Annotated in this window: 22 protein-coding genes; 16 read left to right on the forward strand and 6 right to left on the reverse strand. The window is 60.3% G+C overall.

Annotation, left to right across the window (positions count from 1 at the left end):
* Positions 1–4: 4 nt before the first annotated feature.
* The 4 genes from HBN98_RS10550 to pilG form a co-directional block, all read right to left on the reverse strand.
* A complete protein-coding gene (locus HBN98_RS10550) occupies positions 5–2059 on the reverse strand; it encodes a methyl-accepting chemotaxis protein (protein WP_064589629.1) in 2055 nt (684 codons plus the stop codon).
* A 208-nt stretch (positions 2060–2267) separates the two neighbouring features.
* Positions 2268–2807, reverse strand: coding sequence for a chemotaxis protein CheW (locus HBN98_RS10555; RefSeq protein ID WP_064589630.1), 540 nt, complete (start codon positions 2805–2807; stop codon positions 2268–2270).
* Between the two features lie 10 nt (positions 2808–2817).
* On the reverse strand, positions 2818–3183 hold the full coding sequence (pilH, locus tag HBN98_RS10560) for a twitching motility response regulator PilH (protein WP_083367667.1): 366 nt from the start codon (positions 3181–3183) through the stop codon (positions 2818–2820).
* A 60-nt stretch (positions 3184–3243) separates the two neighbouring features.
* Positions 3244–3648, reverse strand: a complete 405-nt coding sequence (gene pilG, locus HBN98_RS10565) for a twitching motility response regulator PilG (RefSeq protein ID WP_007913673.1) — start codon at positions 3646–3648, stop codon at positions 3244–3246.
* A gap of 225 nt (positions 3649–3873) precedes the next feature.
* On the opposite strand from pilG, the gene gshB reads away from it, so the two are divergent.
* From gshB to HBN98_RS10610, 9 genes are all read left to right on the forward strand, one after another.
* On the forward strand, positions 3874–4845 hold the full coding sequence (gene gshB / locus HBN98_RS10570; RefSeq protein ID WP_064589631.1) for a glutathione synthase: 972 nt from the start codon (positions 3874–3876) through the stop codon (positions 4843–4845).
* Positions 4846–4952: 107 nt separating this feature from the next.
* Positions 4953–5852 carry an energy transducer TonB gene (locus tag HBN98_RS10575; RefSeq protein ID WP_064589632.1) on the forward strand — a complete coding sequence of 300 codons (900 nt, stop codon included), beginning with the start codon at positions 4953–4955 and terminating at the stop codon, positions 5850–5852.
* A gap of 212 nt (positions 5853–6064) precedes the next feature.
* Entirely contained in the window at positions 6065–6637 is a 573-nt protein-coding gene (locus tag HBN98_RS10580; RefSeq protein ID WP_064589633.1) for a YqgE/AlgH family protein, read from the forward strand.
* On the forward strand, positions 6637–7074 hold the full coding sequence (gene ruvX, locus HBN98_RS10585; RefSeq protein WP_064589634.1) for a Holliday junction resolvase RuvX: 438 nt from the start codon (positions 6637–6639) through the stop codon (positions 7072–7074). The genes HBN98_RS10580 and ruvX overlap by 1 nt, the downstream gene beginning before the upstream one ends.
* 80 nt (positions 7075–7154) lie before the next feature.
* The gene (gene pyrR, locus HBN98_RS10590) at positions 7155–7661 is read left to right on the forward strand and encodes a bifunctional pyr operon transcriptional regulator/uracil phosphoribosyltransferase PyrR (protein WP_064589635.1); all 507 of its coding nucleotides are present in this window, start codon (positions 7155–7157) and stop codon (positions 7659–7661) included.
* 27 nt (positions 7662–7688) lie between these two features.
* Entirely contained in the window at positions 7689–8693 is a 1005-nt protein-coding gene (locus HBN98_RS10595) for an aspartate carbamoyltransferase catalytic subunit (RefSeq protein ID WP_003229107.1), read from the forward strand.
* Complete coding sequence (locus HBN98_RS10600; protein ID WP_064589637.1) at positions 8690–9961, forward strand: dihydroorotase; 1272 nt, start codon at positions 8690–8692, stop codon at positions 9959–9961. Before HBN98_RS10595 ends, HBN98_RS10600 begins: the two co-directional genes overlap by 4 nt.
* 322 nt (positions 9962–10283) lie before the next feature.
* Positions 10284–11270 (forward strand): lipid II-degrading bacteriocin, encoded by a 987-nt coding sequence (locus HBN98_RS10605; protein ID WP_083367666.1) that lies wholly within the window; start codon positions 10284–10286, stop codon positions 11268–11270.
* A 40-nt stretch (positions 11271–11310) separates the two neighbouring features.
* Positions 11311–11715, forward strand: coding sequence for a hypothetical protein (locus tag HBN98_RS10610; protein ID WP_064589639.1), 405 nt, complete (start codon positions 11311–11313; stop codon positions 11713–11715).
* A 77-nt stretch (positions 11716–11792) separates the two neighbouring features.
* Here the strand turns inward: HBN98_RS10610 and HBN98_RS10615 are convergent, their stop codons facing one another.
* Positions 11793–12227 (reverse strand): NINE protein, encoded by a 435-nt coding sequence (locus tag HBN98_RS10615; RefSeq protein ID WP_064589640.1) that lies wholly within the window; start codon positions 12225–12227, stop codon positions 11793–11795.
* Positions 12228–12475: 248 nt separating this feature from the next.
* Here HBN98_RS10615 and HBN98_RS10620 point away from each other — a divergent pair, with 248 nt between their 5' ends.
* Complete coding sequence (locus HBN98_RS10620) at positions 12476–13102, forward strand: C40 family peptidase (protein ID WP_064589641.1); 627 nt, start codon at positions 12476–12478, stop codon at positions 13100–13102.
* A gap of 123 nt (positions 13103–13225) precedes the next feature.
* Here HBN98_RS10620 and HBN98_RS10625 read toward each other — a convergent pair whose 3' ends face one another.
* Positions 13226–14260, reverse strand: coding sequence for a type IV pilus twitching motility protein PilT (locus HBN98_RS10625; RefSeq protein WP_003229114.1), 1035 nt, complete (start codon positions 14258–14260; stop codon positions 13226–13228).
* 56 nt (positions 14261–14316) lie between these two features.
* Here HBN98_RS10625 and HBN98_RS10630 point away from each other — a divergent pair, with 56 nt between their 5' ends.
* From HBN98_RS10630 to metW, 6 genes are all read left to right on the forward strand, one after another.
* Positions 14317–15003 carry a YggS family pyridoxal phosphate-dependent enzyme gene (locus HBN98_RS10630; RefSeq protein ID WP_064589642.1) on the forward strand — a complete coding sequence of 229 codons (687 nt, stop codon included), beginning with the start codon at positions 14317–14319 and terminating at the stop codon, positions 15001–15003.
* Between the two features lie 33 nt (positions 15004–15036).
* Entirely contained in the window at positions 15037–15855 is an 819-nt protein-coding gene (gene proC / locus HBN98_RS10635; RefSeq protein WP_083367665.1) for a pyrroline-5-carboxylate reductase, read from the forward strand.
* A 10-nt stretch (positions 15856–15865) separates the two neighbouring features.
* Positions 15866–16456, forward strand: coding sequence for a YggT family protein (locus HBN98_RS10640; protein WP_064589644.1), 591 nt, complete (start codon positions 15866–15868; stop codon positions 16454–16456).
* On the forward strand, positions 16453–16743 hold the full coding sequence (locus HBN98_RS10645; protein ID WP_064589645.1) for a DUF167 domain-containing protein: 291 nt from the start codon (positions 16453–16455) through the stop codon (positions 16741–16743). The genes HBN98_RS10640 and HBN98_RS10645 overlap by 4 nt, the downstream gene beginning before the upstream one ends.
* A 232-nt stretch (positions 16744–16975) precedes the next feature.
* Positions 16976–18115: a homoserine O-succinyltransferase MetX gene (gene metX, locus HBN98_RS10650; protein ID WP_083367664.1), complete on the forward strand. Its 1140-nt coding sequence runs from the start codon at positions 16976–16978 to the stop codon at positions 18113–18115.
* 7 nt (positions 18116–18122) lie between these two features.
* Positions 18123–18743, forward strand: a complete 621-nt coding sequence (metW, locus tag HBN98_RS10655; RefSeq protein ID WP_064589647.1) for a methionine biosynthesis protein MetW — start codon at positions 18123–18125, stop codon at positions 18741–18743.
* Positions 18744–18749 lie beyond the last annotated feature (6 nt).

The following is an 18749-nucleotide window of genomic DNA, read 5'->3' on the forward strand; positions in this document are numbered from 1 at the left end:
CCACTCACGCCTTGTCCGTCGCAGACGCCGACGGCAAGGTGAAACCGGATACCGAACGGCGCAGCTGACTGGCCATCTTCGCCAGATTGCCGATGCTCTCGGCGGTGGCGGTGGAACCGGACGAGGTCTGCGAGGTGATCTGCTGGATCACGTTCATCGTCAGGGAAATCTGCCCGGCCGACGAGGTCTGCTGCTGCGCCGCGTTGGAAATGCTCTGGATCAGCGCGGCGAGGGTCTTCGACACGCCTTCGATTTCTTCCAGGGCCACACCGGCATCCTGCGCCAGTCGCGCGCCGCGCACCACTTCGGTGGTGGTCTGTTCCATGGAAATCACGGCTTCGTTGGTGTCGGTCTGAATCGCCCGCACCAGGGTTTCGATCTGCCGGGTGGCCGCGGACGAGCGCTCGGCCAGCCGCTGCACTTCGTCGGCAACCACCGCGAAACCACGCCCGGCATCCCCGGCCATCGACGCCTGAATCGCCGCGTTGAGGGCGAGAATGTTGGTCTGGTCGGCAATGTCGTCGATCAGGCTGACGATGTCGCCAATCTCCTGCGAGGATTCGCCCAAGCGCTTGATGCGTTTGGCGGTGTCCTGAATCTGTTCGCGAATGTTGTCCATGCCGTGGATGGTGTTGTGCACCACCTCGTTGCCCTTGTTGGCGATTTCCACCGAACGCTCGGCCACCGCCGAGGATTCGGCAGCGTTGGCCGAGACCTGATCAATGGACTGGGCCATGTCGCTGATCGCGGTCGAGGCTTCGGAAATCTGCTGCGCCTGATGCTCCGAGGCCTGGGCCAGGTGCATGGCGGTGGCCTGGGTTTCCTGCACCGCTGCGGCAACCTGGCCGGCGGTGAGGTTGATGGTGGCGACCAGATCGCGCAGTTGGTCGACCGAGTAGTTGATCGAGTCGGCGATGGTCCCGGTGAAGTCTTCGGTCACCGAGGCGGTCACGGTCAGGTCGCCGTCGGCCAGATCCTCGATTTCGTCGAGCAGGCGCATGATCGCGTTCTGGTTGCGCTCGTTCTTCTCGGCGGTCTCGCGCAACTGGCGGTTGGTTTCGCGGACCATGACCATGCCGATCAGGATGATCGAGGCCAGCGCCAGCAAACCCAGCACATAGCCGCCGATGGTGTCGGTGTTGCGCCCGCCGGCGAGGTTTTCGAAACCGGTGGCGAGGTGCGAGGCTTCGTCGAGCAGGGTCTGCGACAGGCTGAAGATGTTGCTCGCCGACTCGCGGACCTTGAACAGCTCCGGCGAGGTCTCGAGGATTTCGTCCACCGAGCCGGAAACGAACTGGAACAGCTCGGAAATTTCACTCAGGCGCGCACGGGCGTCGCGGTCTTCGACCTGGCTGATTTTCAGGGTCGGGTTGCCCTGCAACATGCCGTTGAGCACCTGGCCGAAACGGGTGGCGTCGCGGCCAAAGGCATCGGCGGCCTGCTGCGAGTTCTCGTCGCCGGCGAGCACGGTGTTGACCGCGCCGAGGATGCGTTCGGCCAGCAGCGATTGGCGCTGGGCCATCGCCACCTGCGCTGCCGGGGCGCCGCGTTGCAGGAGGATTTCAACGACTTTTTCATATTCGATCTGCAACTGCGGCACGGTTTCGGCCAGCGTCGCCGCAACCTGATGCAGCGACAGCACGGTTTGCTCGCTGGAGAGAATCGCGTCGGTGTTTTTCAGCAGGCGCTCCCAGTCCAGCTGCACGGCGCGCATTTCCGGGCGCACGGTGGCTGGCGCGGGTGGCAGGCCGGTAGCGGGGTCGCCCTTCTTCAGGTAACCCCAGCGCTGGGCAAAATCGTTGCGCGCATCGCTCAGCAACTTGAACGCGGCGGCCTTGCCGGCGGCGGCTTCGGTGGCGTTCTTGGCGATGCGTTGCGACAGCACGCGCAGCTCACCGGCATGACCGATGTACTGCTTGTCGTAGTTGGCCTGGGTGTTGAGGTAGGCGAAGTTGGCGAACAGCAGCATGATGAACACGATCAGTGCGATGAACAGCACGATGATCTGCGAGCGACTGCGCGACCCTTCTGCCGACTTGCCTGTTTTTGCTTTTGTCATCGGTCCTCGCCTATGAAACCTGCCACGGTCCACTGTGGGAGCGGGCTCTGTGGTGAGGGGATTTATCCCCGATGGGTCGCGCAGCGGCCCCAAAACTGAGTTGTATCTGGTACATCGCGAATGCAGGTTTTGGGTTGGCTTCGCCAACCATCGGGGATGAATCCCCTCACCACATGGCCCCTCCCACATGGGATTGGTGGTGTCAGGGCTATATCGCGACGCCCATGAACACCGGCGATTTCGCCAGCGCAAACAAACTGAACACCCGCCAGTTCTGCTCGCGCCGGAAATAGCCTTTGACGAACTCCGCCTTGGAGCCCTGACGCTTGCTGATCGAGATCGGTTCGAAGCTGTCCTGCTCGAAATGCTGCAAGCCAATGACCTCATCGACCATCAACCCGGCAAACACATCGCCATGCTCCACCACCAGCACCCGACGCTGTTTGCGCAACGGCGACAGCTCATGCCCGAAGAATCCGCACAGGTCCATGATCGGCAGCAGGCGCCCCCGCAGGTTAGCCACCCCTTTGACCCATGGCTTGACCCCGGGCAATTGAGTGAAGCGCGGCTCGTGCAGCACTTCGCTGACTTCGCCCATCGGCGCCACGTACCAGTGCTCGCCGAGGCGAAAACCGATGCCGCTCCAGCGATCCTGACGCCCGGGCTGCGACGGCAGATCCGCCGCCAGCAGGCGACAGCGCTGGTCAATCTGCCACAGCAGTTCGAAGGCGGTCAGCGATTCGCTCATGGCTGCGCAATCAGCCTTTGAGTACGTTGTTCAGGGTCTTGATCAGCATGTCTTCTTCGACCGGTTTGGTCAGGTAATCCTTCGCGCCCTGACGGGTGCCCCAGACCTTGTCGGTTTCCTGATCCTTGGTGGTGATGATGATCACCGGGATATGGCTGGTCTCGGCATCCTTGGTCAGTTGCCGGGTCGCCTGAAAGCCGTTGAGGCCGGGCATGACGATGTCCATCAGCACGGCGTCGGGTTTTTCCTGACGGGCCAGGGCCACGCCGTCGGCGCCATTTTCGGCCTTGAGCACTTCATGGCCGTGCTTTTCCAGCATGCCAGTGAGTTTGTACATTTCAGTCGGCGAATCATCGACGATCAGGATACGTGCCATGGTCTTCCCCATTTTTCTTGTCGACATCCGGCCCGCTGGCCGAGCGTCACTGTACGTGTCTTACTGCGGCAAAACGGCGGCGAAGCCCGGAACGTGGGCCTGAATCGCGTTGAGCAGTTCTTCCTTGCTGAAAGGCTTGGTCAAAAATTGATCAGAACCGACAATCCGCCCCTTGGCCTTGTCGAACAGTCCGTCACGCGACGACAGCATGATCACCGGCGTGGCCTTGAAGGCACTGTTGTTCTTGATTAAAGCGCAGGTCTGATAACCATCCAGACGCGGCATCATGATGTCGACAAAAATGATTCCGGGGTGGTTGTCGGCGATCTTGGCCAAGGCGTCGAAACCATCGATGGCCGTGATGACTTCGCAGCCCACATTCTTCAACAGTGTTTCGGCGGTGCGACGAATCGTTTTCGAGTCATCGATCACCATGACCTTCAAGGCGCTGGACTGCTGTTCCATAAGAGGGCTCTACCGTCGCCTTTGCGAATCAAATTGTCCGTTTTGCGATGAGTAATGGCTGGAAACCCTTGATGTTCAAGGGCCAGCACTGCATTCCAGCCTTTTTAGCACAGTCTCCAGATGCAATCTATCGACGGGTTTTTCCTTGACCGAAAACCCTGCCAGCGCCACTCTGGCGGCACTTTTTCAATACCGATCCGGTAGCCAATTTTCGAGGAAAACCCAATGAGCGTTCGCGTCGGGATTGTCATGGACCCTATCGCCAGCATTTCCTATAAAAAGGATAGCTCGCTGGCCATGCTGCTGGCCGCGCAGAAACGCGGCTGGGAGCTGTTCTACATGGAACAGCGTGACCTGTATCAGGCCGAAGGTCAGGCCCGGGCGCGCATGAAGCCGCTGAAAGTCTTCGCCAACCCGGAAAAATGGTTCGAACTGGACGCCGAGCAGGACAACCTGCTGAGCGATCTGGACGTGATCCTGATGCGCAAGGATCCGCCGTTCGACATGGAGTTTGTCTACTCCACCTACCTGCTGGAACAGGCCGAAACCGCCGGCGTGCTGGTGGTCAACAAGCCGCAGAGCCTGCGTGACTGCAACGAAAAACTGTTCGCCACGCTGTTCCCGCAGTGCACCCCGCCAACCATCGTCAGCCGTCGCGCCGACGTGCTGCGCGAATTCGCCGCCAAGCATGGCGACGTGATCCTCAAGCCGCTGGACGGCATGGGTGGCACGTCGATTTTCCGTCACCGCGCCGGCGACCCGAACCTGTCGGTGATCCTCGAAACCCTGACCGCCCTTGGCGGCCAGCAGATCATGGGCCAGGCCTATCTGCCGGCGATCAAGGACGGCGACAAGCGCATCCTGATGATCGACGGCGAGCCGGTGGATTACTGCCTGGCGCGGATTCCGGCCCAGGGCGAAACCCGGGGTAACCTCGCCGCCGGTGGCCGTGGCGAAGCACGTCCGCTGACCGACAAGGATCGCTGGATCGCCGCGCAAGTCGGCCCGACCCTGCGCGAGAAAGGCCTGCTGTTCGTCGGCCTGGACGTGATTGGCGAAAACCTCACCGAAATCAACGTCACCAGCCCGACCTGCATCCGCGAAATCGACAACGCGTTCGGCACTGACATCGGCGGCATGCTGATGGACGCGATCGACAAGAAGCTGCAAGCCGCCGGCAAAAAGCCGCAAGCTTGACGTGTGTCACATGCAGCTTGTCGCTTGAAGCGTGAAGCCCAAGGCGCGAAACCAACATTGCGTTATCATGCGCAGCCTCTGAAAAGCGCGATGTTGGTTTTCTTGTCATGACCCTCCCGTCCGATCTGCCCGCAGAACTCGCCCATCGTGGCGTGCGCCCGGCCGATCGCCTCGGATTTACCCTGTTTCTCGCAGCGCTGATTCATTTGGCGCTGCTGCTGGGCGTTGGCTTCACCATGGTCGAGCCCAAGCAGATCAGCAAAACCCTGGAAATCACCCTCGCCACCTTCAAGAGCGAAACCAAGCCGAAAAAGGCTGATTTCCTCGCTCAGGAAAACCAGGAAGGCAGCGGCACCCTCGACAAGAAGGCGATCCCCAAGACCACCGAGGTCGCGCCGTTCCAGGACAATCAGGTCAAAAAGGTCACCCCGCCACCGGCCGCCAAACCGGAGGTTCGCGAAGCGGCGCCCAAGGCTGCGGTGACCACGGTGGCGCCGAAACAGCAAAAGGCGCCGACCAAGAAAGAAGAAACCAAGACCGAGACCAAACCTGCGGTCGATGCGCCGACGTTCGACAGCTCGCAGCTGTCCAGCGACATCGCCAGCCTCGAAGCCGAACTGGCCAACGAACAACAGCTGTACGCCAAGCGCCCGCGCATCCACCGTTTGAGCGCCGCCTCGACCATGCGCGACAAGGGCGCCTGGTACAAGGACGACTGGCGCAAGAAGGTCGAGCGCATCGGCAACCTCAATTACCCGGAAGAAGCCCGGCGCAAGCAGATCTACGGCAACCTGCGCCTGATGGTCTCGATCAACCGCGACGGCTCGCTGTATGAAGTGCTGGTGCTCGAATCCTCCGGCCAGCCGCTGCTGGATCAGGCCGCGCAGCGCATCGTCCGACTGGCGGCACCGTTTGCCCCGTTTACCGGCGATCTGTCGGATATCGACCGACTGGAAATCATCCGCACCTGGAAATTCGCCCGGGGCGACAAGCTCTCCAGCAACTGAACAGCACCAAGCGAGCTTTTGTGGCGAGGGAGCTTGCTCCCGCTGGGCTGCGAAGCGGCCCCCTGCATTTGTTCAGACACACCCGGAGATCAGATTTTACGACTGCTGCGCAGCCGAGTGGGAGCAAGCTCCCTCGCCACAGGGGGCGGGAAGACCATCCGCAACGCATCTCCAGCTTGTCAGTTCGCCCCCCGAACGCCACACTATCGCTCATGAAAAACGTCAGCCCCAGCTACCTCAAGCATCATTTTCTGATCGCCATGCCACACATGGCCGACCCGAACTTTGCCCACACCTTGACCTACATCGTCGAGCACACGGCCAATGGCGCCATGGGGCTGGTGGTCAATCGACCGCAAGAGCTGAATCTGGCTGACATTCTCGAGCAACTGCGCCCGGACATCGATCCGCCAGCGCTGTGCCAGCATGTGCCGATCTTCATCGGCGGCCCGGTGCAGACCGATCGCGGTTTTGTCCTGCACCCGGCGGGCAAGACCTTTCAGGCCACCGTTGAGCTCGAAGGTGATCTGGCGCTGTCCACCTCGCAGGACGTGCTGTTCGCCATCGCCGACGGCGTGGGCCCGGCGAAAAGCGTGATCGCCCTCGGCTATGCCGGCTGGGAAGCCGGGCAACTGGAGGCCGAACTGGCCGACAACGCCTGGCTGACCTGCCCGTACGACGCCGACATCCTGTTCAACACCAGCAGCGAGCTGCGCCTGGAAGCGGCGGCACGGCATCTGGGGATCAACCTCAGCCTGCTGACCAGTCAGGCGGGGCACGCCTGATGGCCCTGCGCCTGATTCTCGGCTTCGACTACGGCACCAAACAGATCGGCGTCGCGGTCGGCCAGGTGATTACCGGCCAGGCCCGCGAGCTGTGCACCTTGAAGGCGCAGAACGGCGTTCCCGACTGGAACCAGGTCGAAGCCCTTATCAAGGAATGGAAACCCGACGCCGTCGTCGTCGGCCTGCCGTTGAACATGGACGGCACACCGAGCGACATGTGCGTACGCGCGGAGAAATTCGCCCGGCGCCTCAACGGCCGCTTCAATCTGCCCTTCTATACCCACGACGAACGCCTGACCACGTTCGAAGCCAAGGGCGAGCGACTGGCCCGTGGCGGGCAGAAAGGCAGTTACCGCGACAACCCGGTGGACGCCATCGCCGCCGCCCTGCTGCTGCAGGGCTGGCTCGATGAAAACACTGCATTGTTTGAATCCTGACAAGCGCTTCGGCGCTTTTCTTTTGAGCTACGACCCGAGCCGCGTCCAAGGACCCGGCTCGACCCCAAGAAGGAGCAACCATGAGCCTGCCAAATCCCGCCGATCTGATCAGCCAGATGGCGACACGCCTCAAGGCGCACCTGGCCCAGCGTGGCATCAGTGAACCGCGCTACATCGGCATCCGCACCGGTGGCATCTGGGTCGCGCAGGCCCTGCTCAAGGAGCTGGGCAGCGATGCGCCACTGGGCACACTGGATGTTTCCTTCTACCGCGACGACTTCAGCCAGAACGGCCTGCACCCACAAGTGCGCCCGTCGGCCCTGCCCTTCGAGATCGAAGGCCAGCATCTGGTGCTGATCGACGACGTGCTGATGAGCGGCCGCACCATCCGCGCCGCCATGAACGAACTGTTCGACTACGGTCGTCCGGCCAGCGTGACCCTGGTCTGCCTGCTGGACCTGGACGCCGGCGAGCTGCCGATCCGCCCGAACGTGGTCGGCGCGACCCTGTCGCTGGCCGCTCACCAACGGGTCAAGTTGTCCGGCCCGGAGCCGCTGACCCTCGAACTGCAAGACCTGAATCCTTAATCCGCCCTATTGAGAGTCCCCCTCGCGATGACGCCTCTAGATACCAAGCGCCCGCTGCAGCTCAATGATCAGGGCCAGCTGCGCCACTTCCTCTCGCTCGACGGCCTGCGCCGCGAGTTGCTGACGGAAATCCTCGACACTGCCGACTCGTTCCTCGAAGTCGGTGCCCGGGCGGTGAAGAAGGTCCCGTTGCTGCGCGGCAAGACCGTGTGCAACGTGTTCTTCGAAAACTCCACGCGCACCCGCACCACCTTCGAACTGGCGGCCCAGCGGCTGTCGGCGGACGTGATCACCCTGAACGTGTCGACCTCGTCGGCCAGCAAGGGTGAAACCCTGCTCGACACCCTGCGCAACCTCGAAGCCATGGCCGCCGACATGTTCGTCGTGCGCCACGGCGATTCCGGGGCCGCACACTTCATCGCCGAGCATGTCTGCCCACAAGTGGCGATCATCAACGGCGGCGACGGCCGTCACGCGCACCCGACCCAGGGCATGCTCGACATGCTCACCATCCGTCGGCACAAGGGCGGTTTCGAAAACCTCTCGGTGGCGATCGTCGGCGACATCCTGCACTCGCGGGTGGCGCGCTCGAACATGCTCGCCCTGAAAACCCTCGGCTGCCCGGACATCCGCGTGATCGCGCCGAAGACCCTGCTGCCGATCGGCATCGAGCAGTACGGCGTCAAGGTCTACACCGACATGAACGAAGGCCTGAAGGACGTCGACGTAGTGATCATGCTGCGCCTGCAGCGTGAACGCATGACCGGCGGCCTGCTGCCGAGCGAAGGCGAGTTCTATCGCCTGTTCGGCCTGACCACCGCGCGTCTGGCCGGGGCCAAACCCGATTGCATCGTCATGCACCCGGGGCCGATCAACCGTGGCGTGGAAATCGAATCGGCAGTGGCCGACGGCCCGCATTCGGTGATCCTCAATCAGGTCACCTACGGCATCGCGATCCGCATGGCCGTGCTGTCGATGGCCATGAGCGGGCAAACAGCGCAACGTCAATTCGAGCAGGAGAACGCCCAGTGAAGCTCAGCATTCTCGGCGCCCGTGTCATCGATCCAAGCAGCGGCCTGGATCAAATCACCGACATCCACGTTGAAGCCTGCAAGATCGTCGCCCTCGGCGCCGCGCCGGCCGGTTTCACTGCCGTTGAAACCATCGACGCCCAAGGCCTTGTCGCCGCGCCCGGGCTGGTCGATCTGAACGTCGCTCTGCGCGAGCCGGGCTACAGCCGCAAAGGCAGCATCGCCAGCGAAACCCGTGCGGCAGCAGCCGGTGGCGTGACCAGCCTGTGCTGCCCGCCGAAGACCAAACCGGTGCTCGACACCTCGGCGGTGGCCGAACTGATCCTCGACCGCGCCCGTGAAGCCGGCAACACCAAGGTGTTTCCGATTGGCGCGCTGAGTAAAGGTCTGGATGGCGAACAGCTTGCAGAGCTGGTAGCGCTGCGTGACGCCGGGTGCGTGGCGTTCGGCAATGGCCTGGAGAGTTTCCGCAACACCCGCACCCTGTGCCGGGCGCTGGAGTACGCGGCCACCTTCGACCTGACGGTGATCTTCAATTCGCAGGATCACGACCTGGCGGATGGCGGCCTGGCTCACGAAGGCGCGGTCGCCAGCTTCCTCGGACTGCCGGGCATTCCGGAAACGGCGGAAACCGTGGCCCTGGCCCGCGATCTGTTGCTGGTCGAGCAGACCGGCGTGCGCGCGCACTTCAGCCAACTGACCAGCGCTCGCGGCGTCGCCCTGATCGCCCAGGCCCAGGCCCGTGGCTTGAAGGTGACGGCGGATGTCGCGCTGTATCAACTGATCCTGACCGATGAAGCGCTGATCGACTTCAGCAGCCTGTATCACGTGCAACCGCCGCTGCGCACCCGCGCGGACCGCGACGGCCTGCGTGAGGCAGTGAAGTCGGGTGTGGTGTCGGCAATCTCCAGCCATCACCAGCCGCACGAACGCGACGCCAAACTGGCACCGTTCGGCGCAACCGAGCCGGGCATCAGCAGCGTCGAGTTGTTGCTGCCGCTGGCGATGACCCTGGTCGAGGACGGTCTGCTGGATCTGCCGACCCTGCTTGCACGCCTGAGCGCAGGCCCTGCAGACGCGCTGCGGCTGCCGGCGGGCAAACTGGCGGTAGGCGGTGCGGCGGATATCGTGCTGTTCGATCCGAAGGCTTCGACCGTCGCGGGCGAAACCTGGCTGTCGAAAGGCGAAAACTGCCCGTTCCTCGGTCACACCCTGCCGGGTGTGGTGCGTTATACGCTGGTGGATGGGCGGATCAGCCACCAGGCCTGAAGATAAGAGATAGCAGGCTGTAGTGGCCTGCTATCTCTTGATAGCTTGTTCAATAGCGACAAACATCCTTACTGCGAAATGTCGCTTTAATTCATTGTTCGCAACATCCATCTCCCTCTAGCCACCTCAGCCGTTAGATTTACACCAAGCGGCGTAGGAAAGCGGCCGCCTGCCATAAAGAAATATCCGACGCTTTACACTCTCGTAAAAACAGCTTCGACACAATCAGAAATAGCCTACAAAGTTCTCATAGGTAAAACGTGTGCGCAGTCATTAATATAAAAATGTCAGACGGATAACCGACACGCACAAGGATGAACATATGAAAAATGGACTTACGCTCCCCCCGATTATCACCAGAGGTACAACAGGAAACTCTGGCGGTTTTACAGTCGACTCCGGCTTCAGATGGGGGACCTACGCAACAGCAGATTGGCAGGGCGCAGGAGAGGCCATCGTAACCAACGACGGTCAAACCTATTCACTACCACTGAGTAGTGGCCCAGCAATAACCTCAGCAGAAATGGATATGTTTCATGCCTGGCTTGAAATGAAATCCGGTATTAAAGCCTTCACCTATGAATTGCAAATGGTGAACAAAGCAATTAATAACGACGCCCTGGGTGGAATTCGTGACCTCTGGAGAATCACAGAAAGCGACAACTATTTACTAAGCAACTCCACCACCATCAGCCATGGTTATTTAAAGAACAAAGTCATCAACTTCAGTTTGGCTGATTCATTTGCGGCGCAGCAAAAGCTTAGCGCCATAGAAGCATTGATCAAAGTTTCCGCGACTGCTCCGTACAATCTGAATTACGAAACACTCACAACCGAGCTTTCTGGAGGTACTTTCAGCCCGATCAAAGCCTTTGCTCATTACCTCTGGGGAAATGGCGAGAGGCTGAGGGTCAACATCAACAATATTGGCTTGAATGTCAGCGCCAACGAACTGCCCTTACTTGCAAGCTCTATCGCGAGCACTCGAGAAGCCGGCACCTATTACTTATCTGACCCAAAGATCCCTTACGCCACCATTAATGACAGCAACGTCACCGGAGCATATCTAGGAAGAATAACGTTAAAGATGGAAGGAAACTTCACGCGGGACAACGCAGGATCCTGGGTTTTCGATGGTGTTATCAAAGCCTATACTGACACTTACGACTTCGATGCAAGCAACAGATCGACTGCCCTTGAGTTATTAACGACAGCAGGCAGGGTATTTTCCGGAACACATTATGAAATCGATATTTTTGGCGAGCATAAAATAAGGCTAAGCGGAACTGGATTTCACCCTACCCCGTGAGCATCAATAACTCTACAGACATCTGCACAACGGAGAGCGAATGAGAAGAGCTTACAAACTAACAAGTTACTTGTATCCGATCGTTCTCGCACTGACATCTGGGGCAGGAGCACTCATACTAATTAAAAACCTCAAAGCAGGAGCATATGACGTCACTCAGGATTCAATCGGTCTGCCCATTGGTGTAACACTGATGGTTTTCCTGATACTGGCACTCACGCACCTACTGCAGATTCTCTTATTGCGCCGGGCATGCGCCAACTCGTTTGCGAATATATTACTGAAAATATCAGCATATTTGATTGCAACAGTATCGCTGCTGATTTTGGTGGACAGGATTGTGTATTGGTCCACACCCAATCACGCCGTCCTCGCAATACTTTATGGCGTCACTGCCATTACGTTTGTCGTTTTCCAGATGCAAACCATCGCGCAATTGAAATAACACAAATGCAAGACCGGGGGTCGAGGGGGGGGCCTGCCGGCGCGCGAAGTGCGTCGGCAGTCTGCCCCTCGCCACAATTACTGAAAGGTGCCGCGGTTCTGCGCATTACGCACCGAGACCTGATCATTCAGTGTCCAGAAGTCATACAGCACCCCGACAAAGAACAACCCGCCGGTCAGCAGATACAGCAACCCGCTGATCCACTTGCCCTGGTACATCCGGTGCACGCCGAACACGCCCAGGAATGTCAGCAGAATCCACGCCACGTTGTATTCGATCGGCCCTGCGGCAAAACGCAGATCCGCCTCGCGGTCCATCGCCGGGATCAGGAACACGTCGATCAGCCAGCCAATACCCAACAAGCCGAAGGTGAAAAACCAGATCGTGCCGGTGACCGGTTTGCCGTAATAGAAGCGGTGAGCGCCGGTGAATCCGAAGATCCACAGCAGGTAACCGATGATTTTGCTGTGGGTGTCTTGTTCCTTCACGCGGGGTAGCTGATAGCGGTTCATGAAGACCTCGTTGCACACGATAGATAAATATTCTTTAAATCTTTGTGACTTTTTTACAGGTAGCCGACGTATGGCAAATGTTACCGTGTCTGCCGTCAAAGCCTTATAACACCTGACTTCTGCCGGACAATCGCGTCCATTTGCCGCTTGTTTGGTTCCGTTGCCTCCCGATTGAATCGACCAACGGCCTCGGAAGGGACAAAAAAGCTGTTATAAAGTTGCGCGCTACCACATAAGAGCCACGCCTAATGCGACCATTTTTCAAGACATGGCTAACTATTTGCCTATTAATGCCACTGGCCGCCCACGCCACCAATCGTGAGCAACGTCTTCCCAACGTTAACGGTTTCACCCCTAAATCCCATGCTTCGGCTCCTGCGAGCAAGAGCAGCAAACAAACGAAACACACCACGCTCGCCAGCAAGAATCACGGCAAGCTGGTGCCACCGATGGCCAACAAGGAAAGCAGCAACGTCCTGAGCCGTGCGGTGAACGTCCTCGGTACTCCTTATCGTTGGGGCGGCAGCAGCCCAAGTAAAGGTTTCGACTGCAGCGGTCTGGTGAAATATGCGTTCAACGACGCCACGTTCGACCTGCCACGCACCTCCAACGCCATGGCCAGCGGTCACGGCGAGAAAGTCGAGCGCAAGGATCTGAAACCGGGCGACCTGATTTTCTTCAACATCAAGAGTCGTCGGGTCAACCACGTTGCCATCTACCTGGGCAACGACCGCTTCATCCACGCACCGCGTCGTGGCAAAGCGGTGAGCATCGACACGCTGAACAAGCCGTATTGGGAAAAGCATTACGTGGTTGCCAAGCGCGTATTGCCGAAAGAACCTGGCGGCAAGCAGATGCGCGTCGTTCAGCGTTAAAACACGATCAACTGTGGCGAGGGAGCTTGCTCCCGCTTGAGTGCGCAGCGCTCACAAGCTTTTGGGGCCGCTGCGCCGCCCAGCGGGAGCAAGCTCCCTCGCCACAAATTTGCATTCCAACCCTCAGAAATTATCCGGCGTACGCGCCTTCTCCCGCGCATGCTCGCGACTGATCAAACCCTTGGTCACCAGCTCCTTCAGGCACATGTCGAGTGTCTGCATCCCCAACGACCCACCGGTCTGAATCGCCGAATACATTTGCGCCACCTTGTCCTCGCGGATCAGGTTACGGATCGCCGACGTTCCCAGCATGATCTCGTGCGCCGCCACCCGCCCGCCGCCGATCTTCTTGATCAGGGTCTGCGAGACCACGGCCAGCAGCGACTCGGACAACATCGAGCGCACCATGGATTTCTCATCCCCCGGAAACACATCCACCACCCGGTCGATGGTTTTCGCCGCTGAGGTGGTGTGCAGGGTGCCGAACACCAAATGCCCGGTTTCGGCAGCGGTCAGCGCCAGGCGAATGGTTTCCAGGTCGCGCATCTCGCCCACCAGAATCACGTCCGGGTCTTCGCGAAGTGCTGAACGCAGGGCGGTGGCGAAGCTGCGGGTGTCGCGGTGCACTTCGCGCTGGTTGATCAGGCATTTGCGCGATTCGTGAACGAACTCGATCGGGTCTTCGATGGTGAGGATGTGGTGATGGCGATGGGTGTTGAGGTAATCGATCATCGCCGCCAGCGTGGTCGACTTGCCGGAGCCGGTCGGCCCGGTCACCAGCACCAGCCCGCGCGGCGCATCGGTGATCTTGCGAAAGACATCGCCCATGCCGAGGTCTTCCATGCTCAGCACTTTCGAGGGAATGGTGCGGAACACCGCGCCGGCGCCACGGTTCTGGTTGAACGCATTGACCCGAAAGCGCGCCACCCCGGGGACTTCGAACGAGAAATCCGTTTCCAGGTGTTTCTCGAAGTCGACCCGCTGGGTGTCGTTCATGATGTCGTAGATCAATTCGTGCACTTGCTTGTGATCCAGCGCCGGCAGATTGATTCGCCGCACATCGCCATCGACGCGGATCATCGGCGGCAGACCGGCCGACAGGTGCAGGTCGGAAGCGCCCTGTTTGGCGCTGAACGCCAGCAGTTCAGTGATATCCATAGCGTCCCTCAATTCCAGTAGAATGCCGCGAACCTTCAGACCGCCGGCGCCTCTTGATGTCCACGATAGCAGACAACATCCTTCAGGTTAGTTCGCGCATCCAGGCTGCCACCGCCGCTGCCGGGCGCGCCGAACACAGCGTTCAATTACTTGCGGTGAGCAAGACCAAACCGGCGCAAGACCTGCGTGAAGCCTACGCCGCCGGCCTGCGTGATTTCGGCGAGAACTATCTGCAGGAAGCCTTGGGCAAACAGCTCGAACTGGCCGACCTGCCCTTGATCTGGCACTTCATCGGCCCCATTCAATCGAACAAGACTCGCGCCATCGCCGAGCATTTCGACTGGGTGCATTCCGTGGATCGCCTGAAAATTGCCCAACGCCTGTCCGAACAGCGCCCGGCCGAGCTGCCGCCGCTGAACATCTGCATTCAGGTCAACGTCAGCGGTGAAGCCAGCAAGTCCGGCTGCACCCCGGCCGACCTGCCAGCGCTGGCCGAGGCCATCAGCGCCCTGCCCCGGCTGAAGCTGCGCGGGCTGATGGCGATTCCCGAGCCGACCGAAGATCGCGCCGAACAAGACGCCGCTTTTGCTGCCGTGCAACGTTTGCAGGCCAGCCTGAATCTGCCGCTCGACACACTTTCCATGGGCATGAGCCACGACCTCGAGTCGGCCATCGCCCAAGGCGCCACCTGGGTGCGGATCGGTACCGCCCTGTTTGGCGCTCGCGACTACGGCCAGCCATGACATGGCTGACAAACCTCTGAATAAGGACCTGACATGAGCAACACACGTATTGCCTTTATCGGTGCCGGCAACATGGCCGCCAGTCTGATTGGCGGCCTGCGCGCCAAGGGTCTGCAAGCCAGCCACATTCGCGCCAGCGATCCGGGCGAAGAGACGCGCAAACGCGTCAGCGCCGAACACGGCATCGAAACCTTCGCCGACAACGCTCAGGCCATTGATGGCGTCGACGTGATCGTGCTGGCGGTCAAGCCACAGGCGATGAAAGCCGTGTGCGAAGCCATCCGCCCGAGCCTGAAACCGCATCAACTGGTAGTGTCGATCGCCGCCGGCATCACCTGCGCGAGCATGAACGCGTGGCTCGGCGAGCAGCCGATCGTGCGCTGCATGCCCAACACCCCGGCGCTGCTGCGTCAGGGCGTGAGTGGCCTGTACGCCACCCGTGAAGTGACTGCCGAGCAGCGTCAGCAGGCCGAAGCGCTGCTGTCCGCCGTCGGCATCGCGCTGTGGCTGAACGAAGAACAGCAACTGGATGCGGTGACCGCCGTCTCCGGTTCCGGCCCGGCGTATTTCTTCCTGCTGATCGAAGCGATGACCGCCGCCGGGGTCAAACTCGGCCTGCCAAAGGAAATCGCCGAGCAACTGACCCAGCAAACGGCTCTGGGCGCCGCGCACATGGCGGTATCCAGCGATGTCGATGCTGCCGAACTGCGCCGCCGCGTGACGTCGCCAAATGGCACCACAGAGGCCGCGATCAAATCATTCCAGGCTAATGGCTTCGAAGCCCTGGTGGAAAAAGCACTCGGCGCCGCCGCGCACCGCTCGGCCGAAATGGCCGAACAACTGGGCAAATAAGGAGCCTTACATGATTGGATTGAACACCGCAGCGGTTTACGTGCTGCAAACCCTCGGCAGCCTGTACTTGCTGATCGTGCTGCTGCGCTTCGTCCTGCAACTGGTGCGGGCGAACTTCTACAACCCGCTGTGCCAGTTCGTGGTCAAAGCCACCCAGCCGCTGCTCAAGCCACTGCGCCGGATCATCCCGAGCCTGTTCGGCCTGGACATGTCGTCGCTGGTGCTGGCGATTCTGGTGCAACTGGCACTGATGGCCCTGACCCTGCTGCTGACTTACGGCACCACCGGCAACCCGCTGCAGCTGTTTATCTGGGCGATCATTGGCGTCACCGCGCTGTTCCTGAAGATTTTCTTCTTCGCCCTGATCATCAGCGTGATCCTGTCGTGGGTCGCTCCGGGCAGCCATAATCCAGGCGCTGAACTGGTGAACCAGATCTGCGAGCCGGCCCTGGCGCCGTTCCGCAAGATTCTGCCAAACCTCGGCGGGCTGGACCTGTCGCCGATCTTCGCCTTCCTCGCGCTGAAGCTGATCGACATGCTGGTGATCAATAACCTCGCGGCGATGACGATGATGCCGGAAATCCTGCGCTTGCTGATGTGAGCTGGTTCCGCTGGGACGGGGACGACCTGATCCTCGAATGTCACCTGCAACCGGCAGCCCGCAGCGATGATTTCGCCGGGCTGCACGGTGACCGCTTGAAGATCCGCCTCACCGCCCCGCCGGTCGAGGGCAAGGCCAATGCGTATCTGATGGGTTTTCTGGCCAAGGCGTTTGGCGTGTCCAAGAGCCAGGTCAGTTTGCTCAGCGGCGAGTTGAACCGGCAGAAACGGGTGAAGATCTGCTCGCCGAAGAAGTTGCCGGATTTGCCGGATCTGGTACGCCCCTGATTTCCCGTGGCGAGGGGATTTATCCCCGATGGGGCACGGAGCGGCCCCCTTGATGCTGCCAATCCCTTGCTCTTGGCATTGCCTGGAGATTACCGGACTGCTTCGCAGCCGATCGGGGATAAATCCCCTCACCACAGGGACTTCGCTCAATCAACCATCAGGCCCGATCGTTGCTTGCCGCTAACCCCACCGGTCTTTAGACTTACGCCTCATTTCAACGAGAGCAGGGTCGATGCCAGCTGCCTTCCCCCCCGATTCTGTTGGTCTGGTGACGCCGCAAACGGCGCACTTCAGTGAACCCCTGGCCTTGGCCTGCGGCCGTTCGCTGCCCGCCTACGACCTGATCTACGAAACCTACGGCACGCTGAACGCACAGGCGAGCAACGCCGTGCTGATCTGCCACGCCTTGTCCGGGCATCACCATGCCGCCGGCTATCACAGCCCCGACGACCGCAAGCCCGGTTGGTGGGACAGCTGCATCGGCCCCGGCAAGCCGATCGACACCAACAAATTTTTCGTGGTCAGCCTGAACAATCTGGGCGGCTGCAACGGCTCCACCGGCCCGAGCAGCATCAACCCGGAAACCGGCAAGCCGTTCGGCGCCGACTTCCCGGTGCTCACCGTGGAAGACTGGGTGCACAGCCAGGCGCGCCTGGCTGACCTGCTCGGCATCCGCCAGTTCGCCGCAGTGATCGGCGGCAGCCTCGGCGGCATGCAGGCCTTGCAGTGGACCATCACCTACCCGGATCGTGTGCGGCACTGCCTGGCCATCGCTTCGGCGCCAAAACTCTCGGCGCAGAACATCGCCTTCAACGAAGTCGCGCGTCAGGCCATCCTCACCGACCCCGAGTTCCACGGCGGTTCGTTCCAGGAACAAGGCGTGATCCCCAAGCGCGGGTTGATGCTGGCGCGGATGGTCGGGCACATCACCTACCTGTCCGACGACTCCATGGGCGAGAAATTCGGCCGTGGCCTGAAGAGCGAAAAGCTCAACTACGACTTCCACAGCGTCGAGTTCCAGGTCGAAAGCTACCTGCGTTATCAGGGCGAAGAGTTCTCCGGGCGTTTCGATGCCAATACCTATCTGTTGATGACCAAGGCGCTGGATTACTTCGATCCGGCGGCGAACTTCGACGATAACCTGGCGAAAACCTTCGAGAACGCCACCGCCAAGTTCTGCGTGATGTCGTTCACCACCGACTGGCGCTTCTCCCCGGCCCGCTCGCGGGAGCTGGTGGACGCGCTGATGGCCGCACGCAAAGACGTCAGCTATCTGGAAATCGACGCCCCACAGGGCCACGACGCCTTCCTGATTCCGATCCCGCGCTATTTGCAGGCGTTCGGCAATTACATGAACCGAATTACGGTGTGAACAAGCCATGAGAGCTGATCTGGAAATCATCCAGGAATGGATCCCCGCCGGCAGCCGCGTGCTCGACCTCGGTTGCGGCGACGGCGAACTGCTGACCTGGCTGCGCGACCACAAACAGGTCACCGGCTATGGCCTGGAAAACGACCCGGACAACATTGCCGAGTGCGTGGCCAAGGGCATCAACGTTATCGAGCAGGACCTGGACAAGGGCCTGGGCAACTTTGCCAGCAACAGCTTCGACATCGTAGTGATGACCCAGGCGCTGCAGGCCGTGCATTATCCGGACAAGATCCTCGACGAAATGCTGCGGGTCGGTCGTCAGTGCATCATCACCTTCCCCAACTTCGGTCACTGGCGCTGCCGCTGGTACCTGGCGAGCAAGGGCCGGATGCCGGTGTCGGAGTTTCTGCCGTACACCTGGTACAACACGCCGAACATCCACTTCTGCACCTTCGAAGACTTTGAAGAACTTTGTCGCGAACGTGACGCGAAGGTCATTGATCGGCTTGCCGTGGATCAACAGCACCGTCACGGGTGGGCCAGTAAGCTATGGCCTAATCTGTTAGGTGAGATCGGTATCTACCGCGTCAGCAGCCCGGTGCTTGCAGATCATCGGGTCGCGGTCTGAACCACG

It is taken from the genome of Pseudomonas koreensis (assembly GCF_012986595.1).
GTDB lineage: Bacteria > Pseudomonadota > Gammaproteobacteria > Pseudomonadales > Pseudomonadaceae > Aquipseudomonas > Aquipseudomonas koreensis.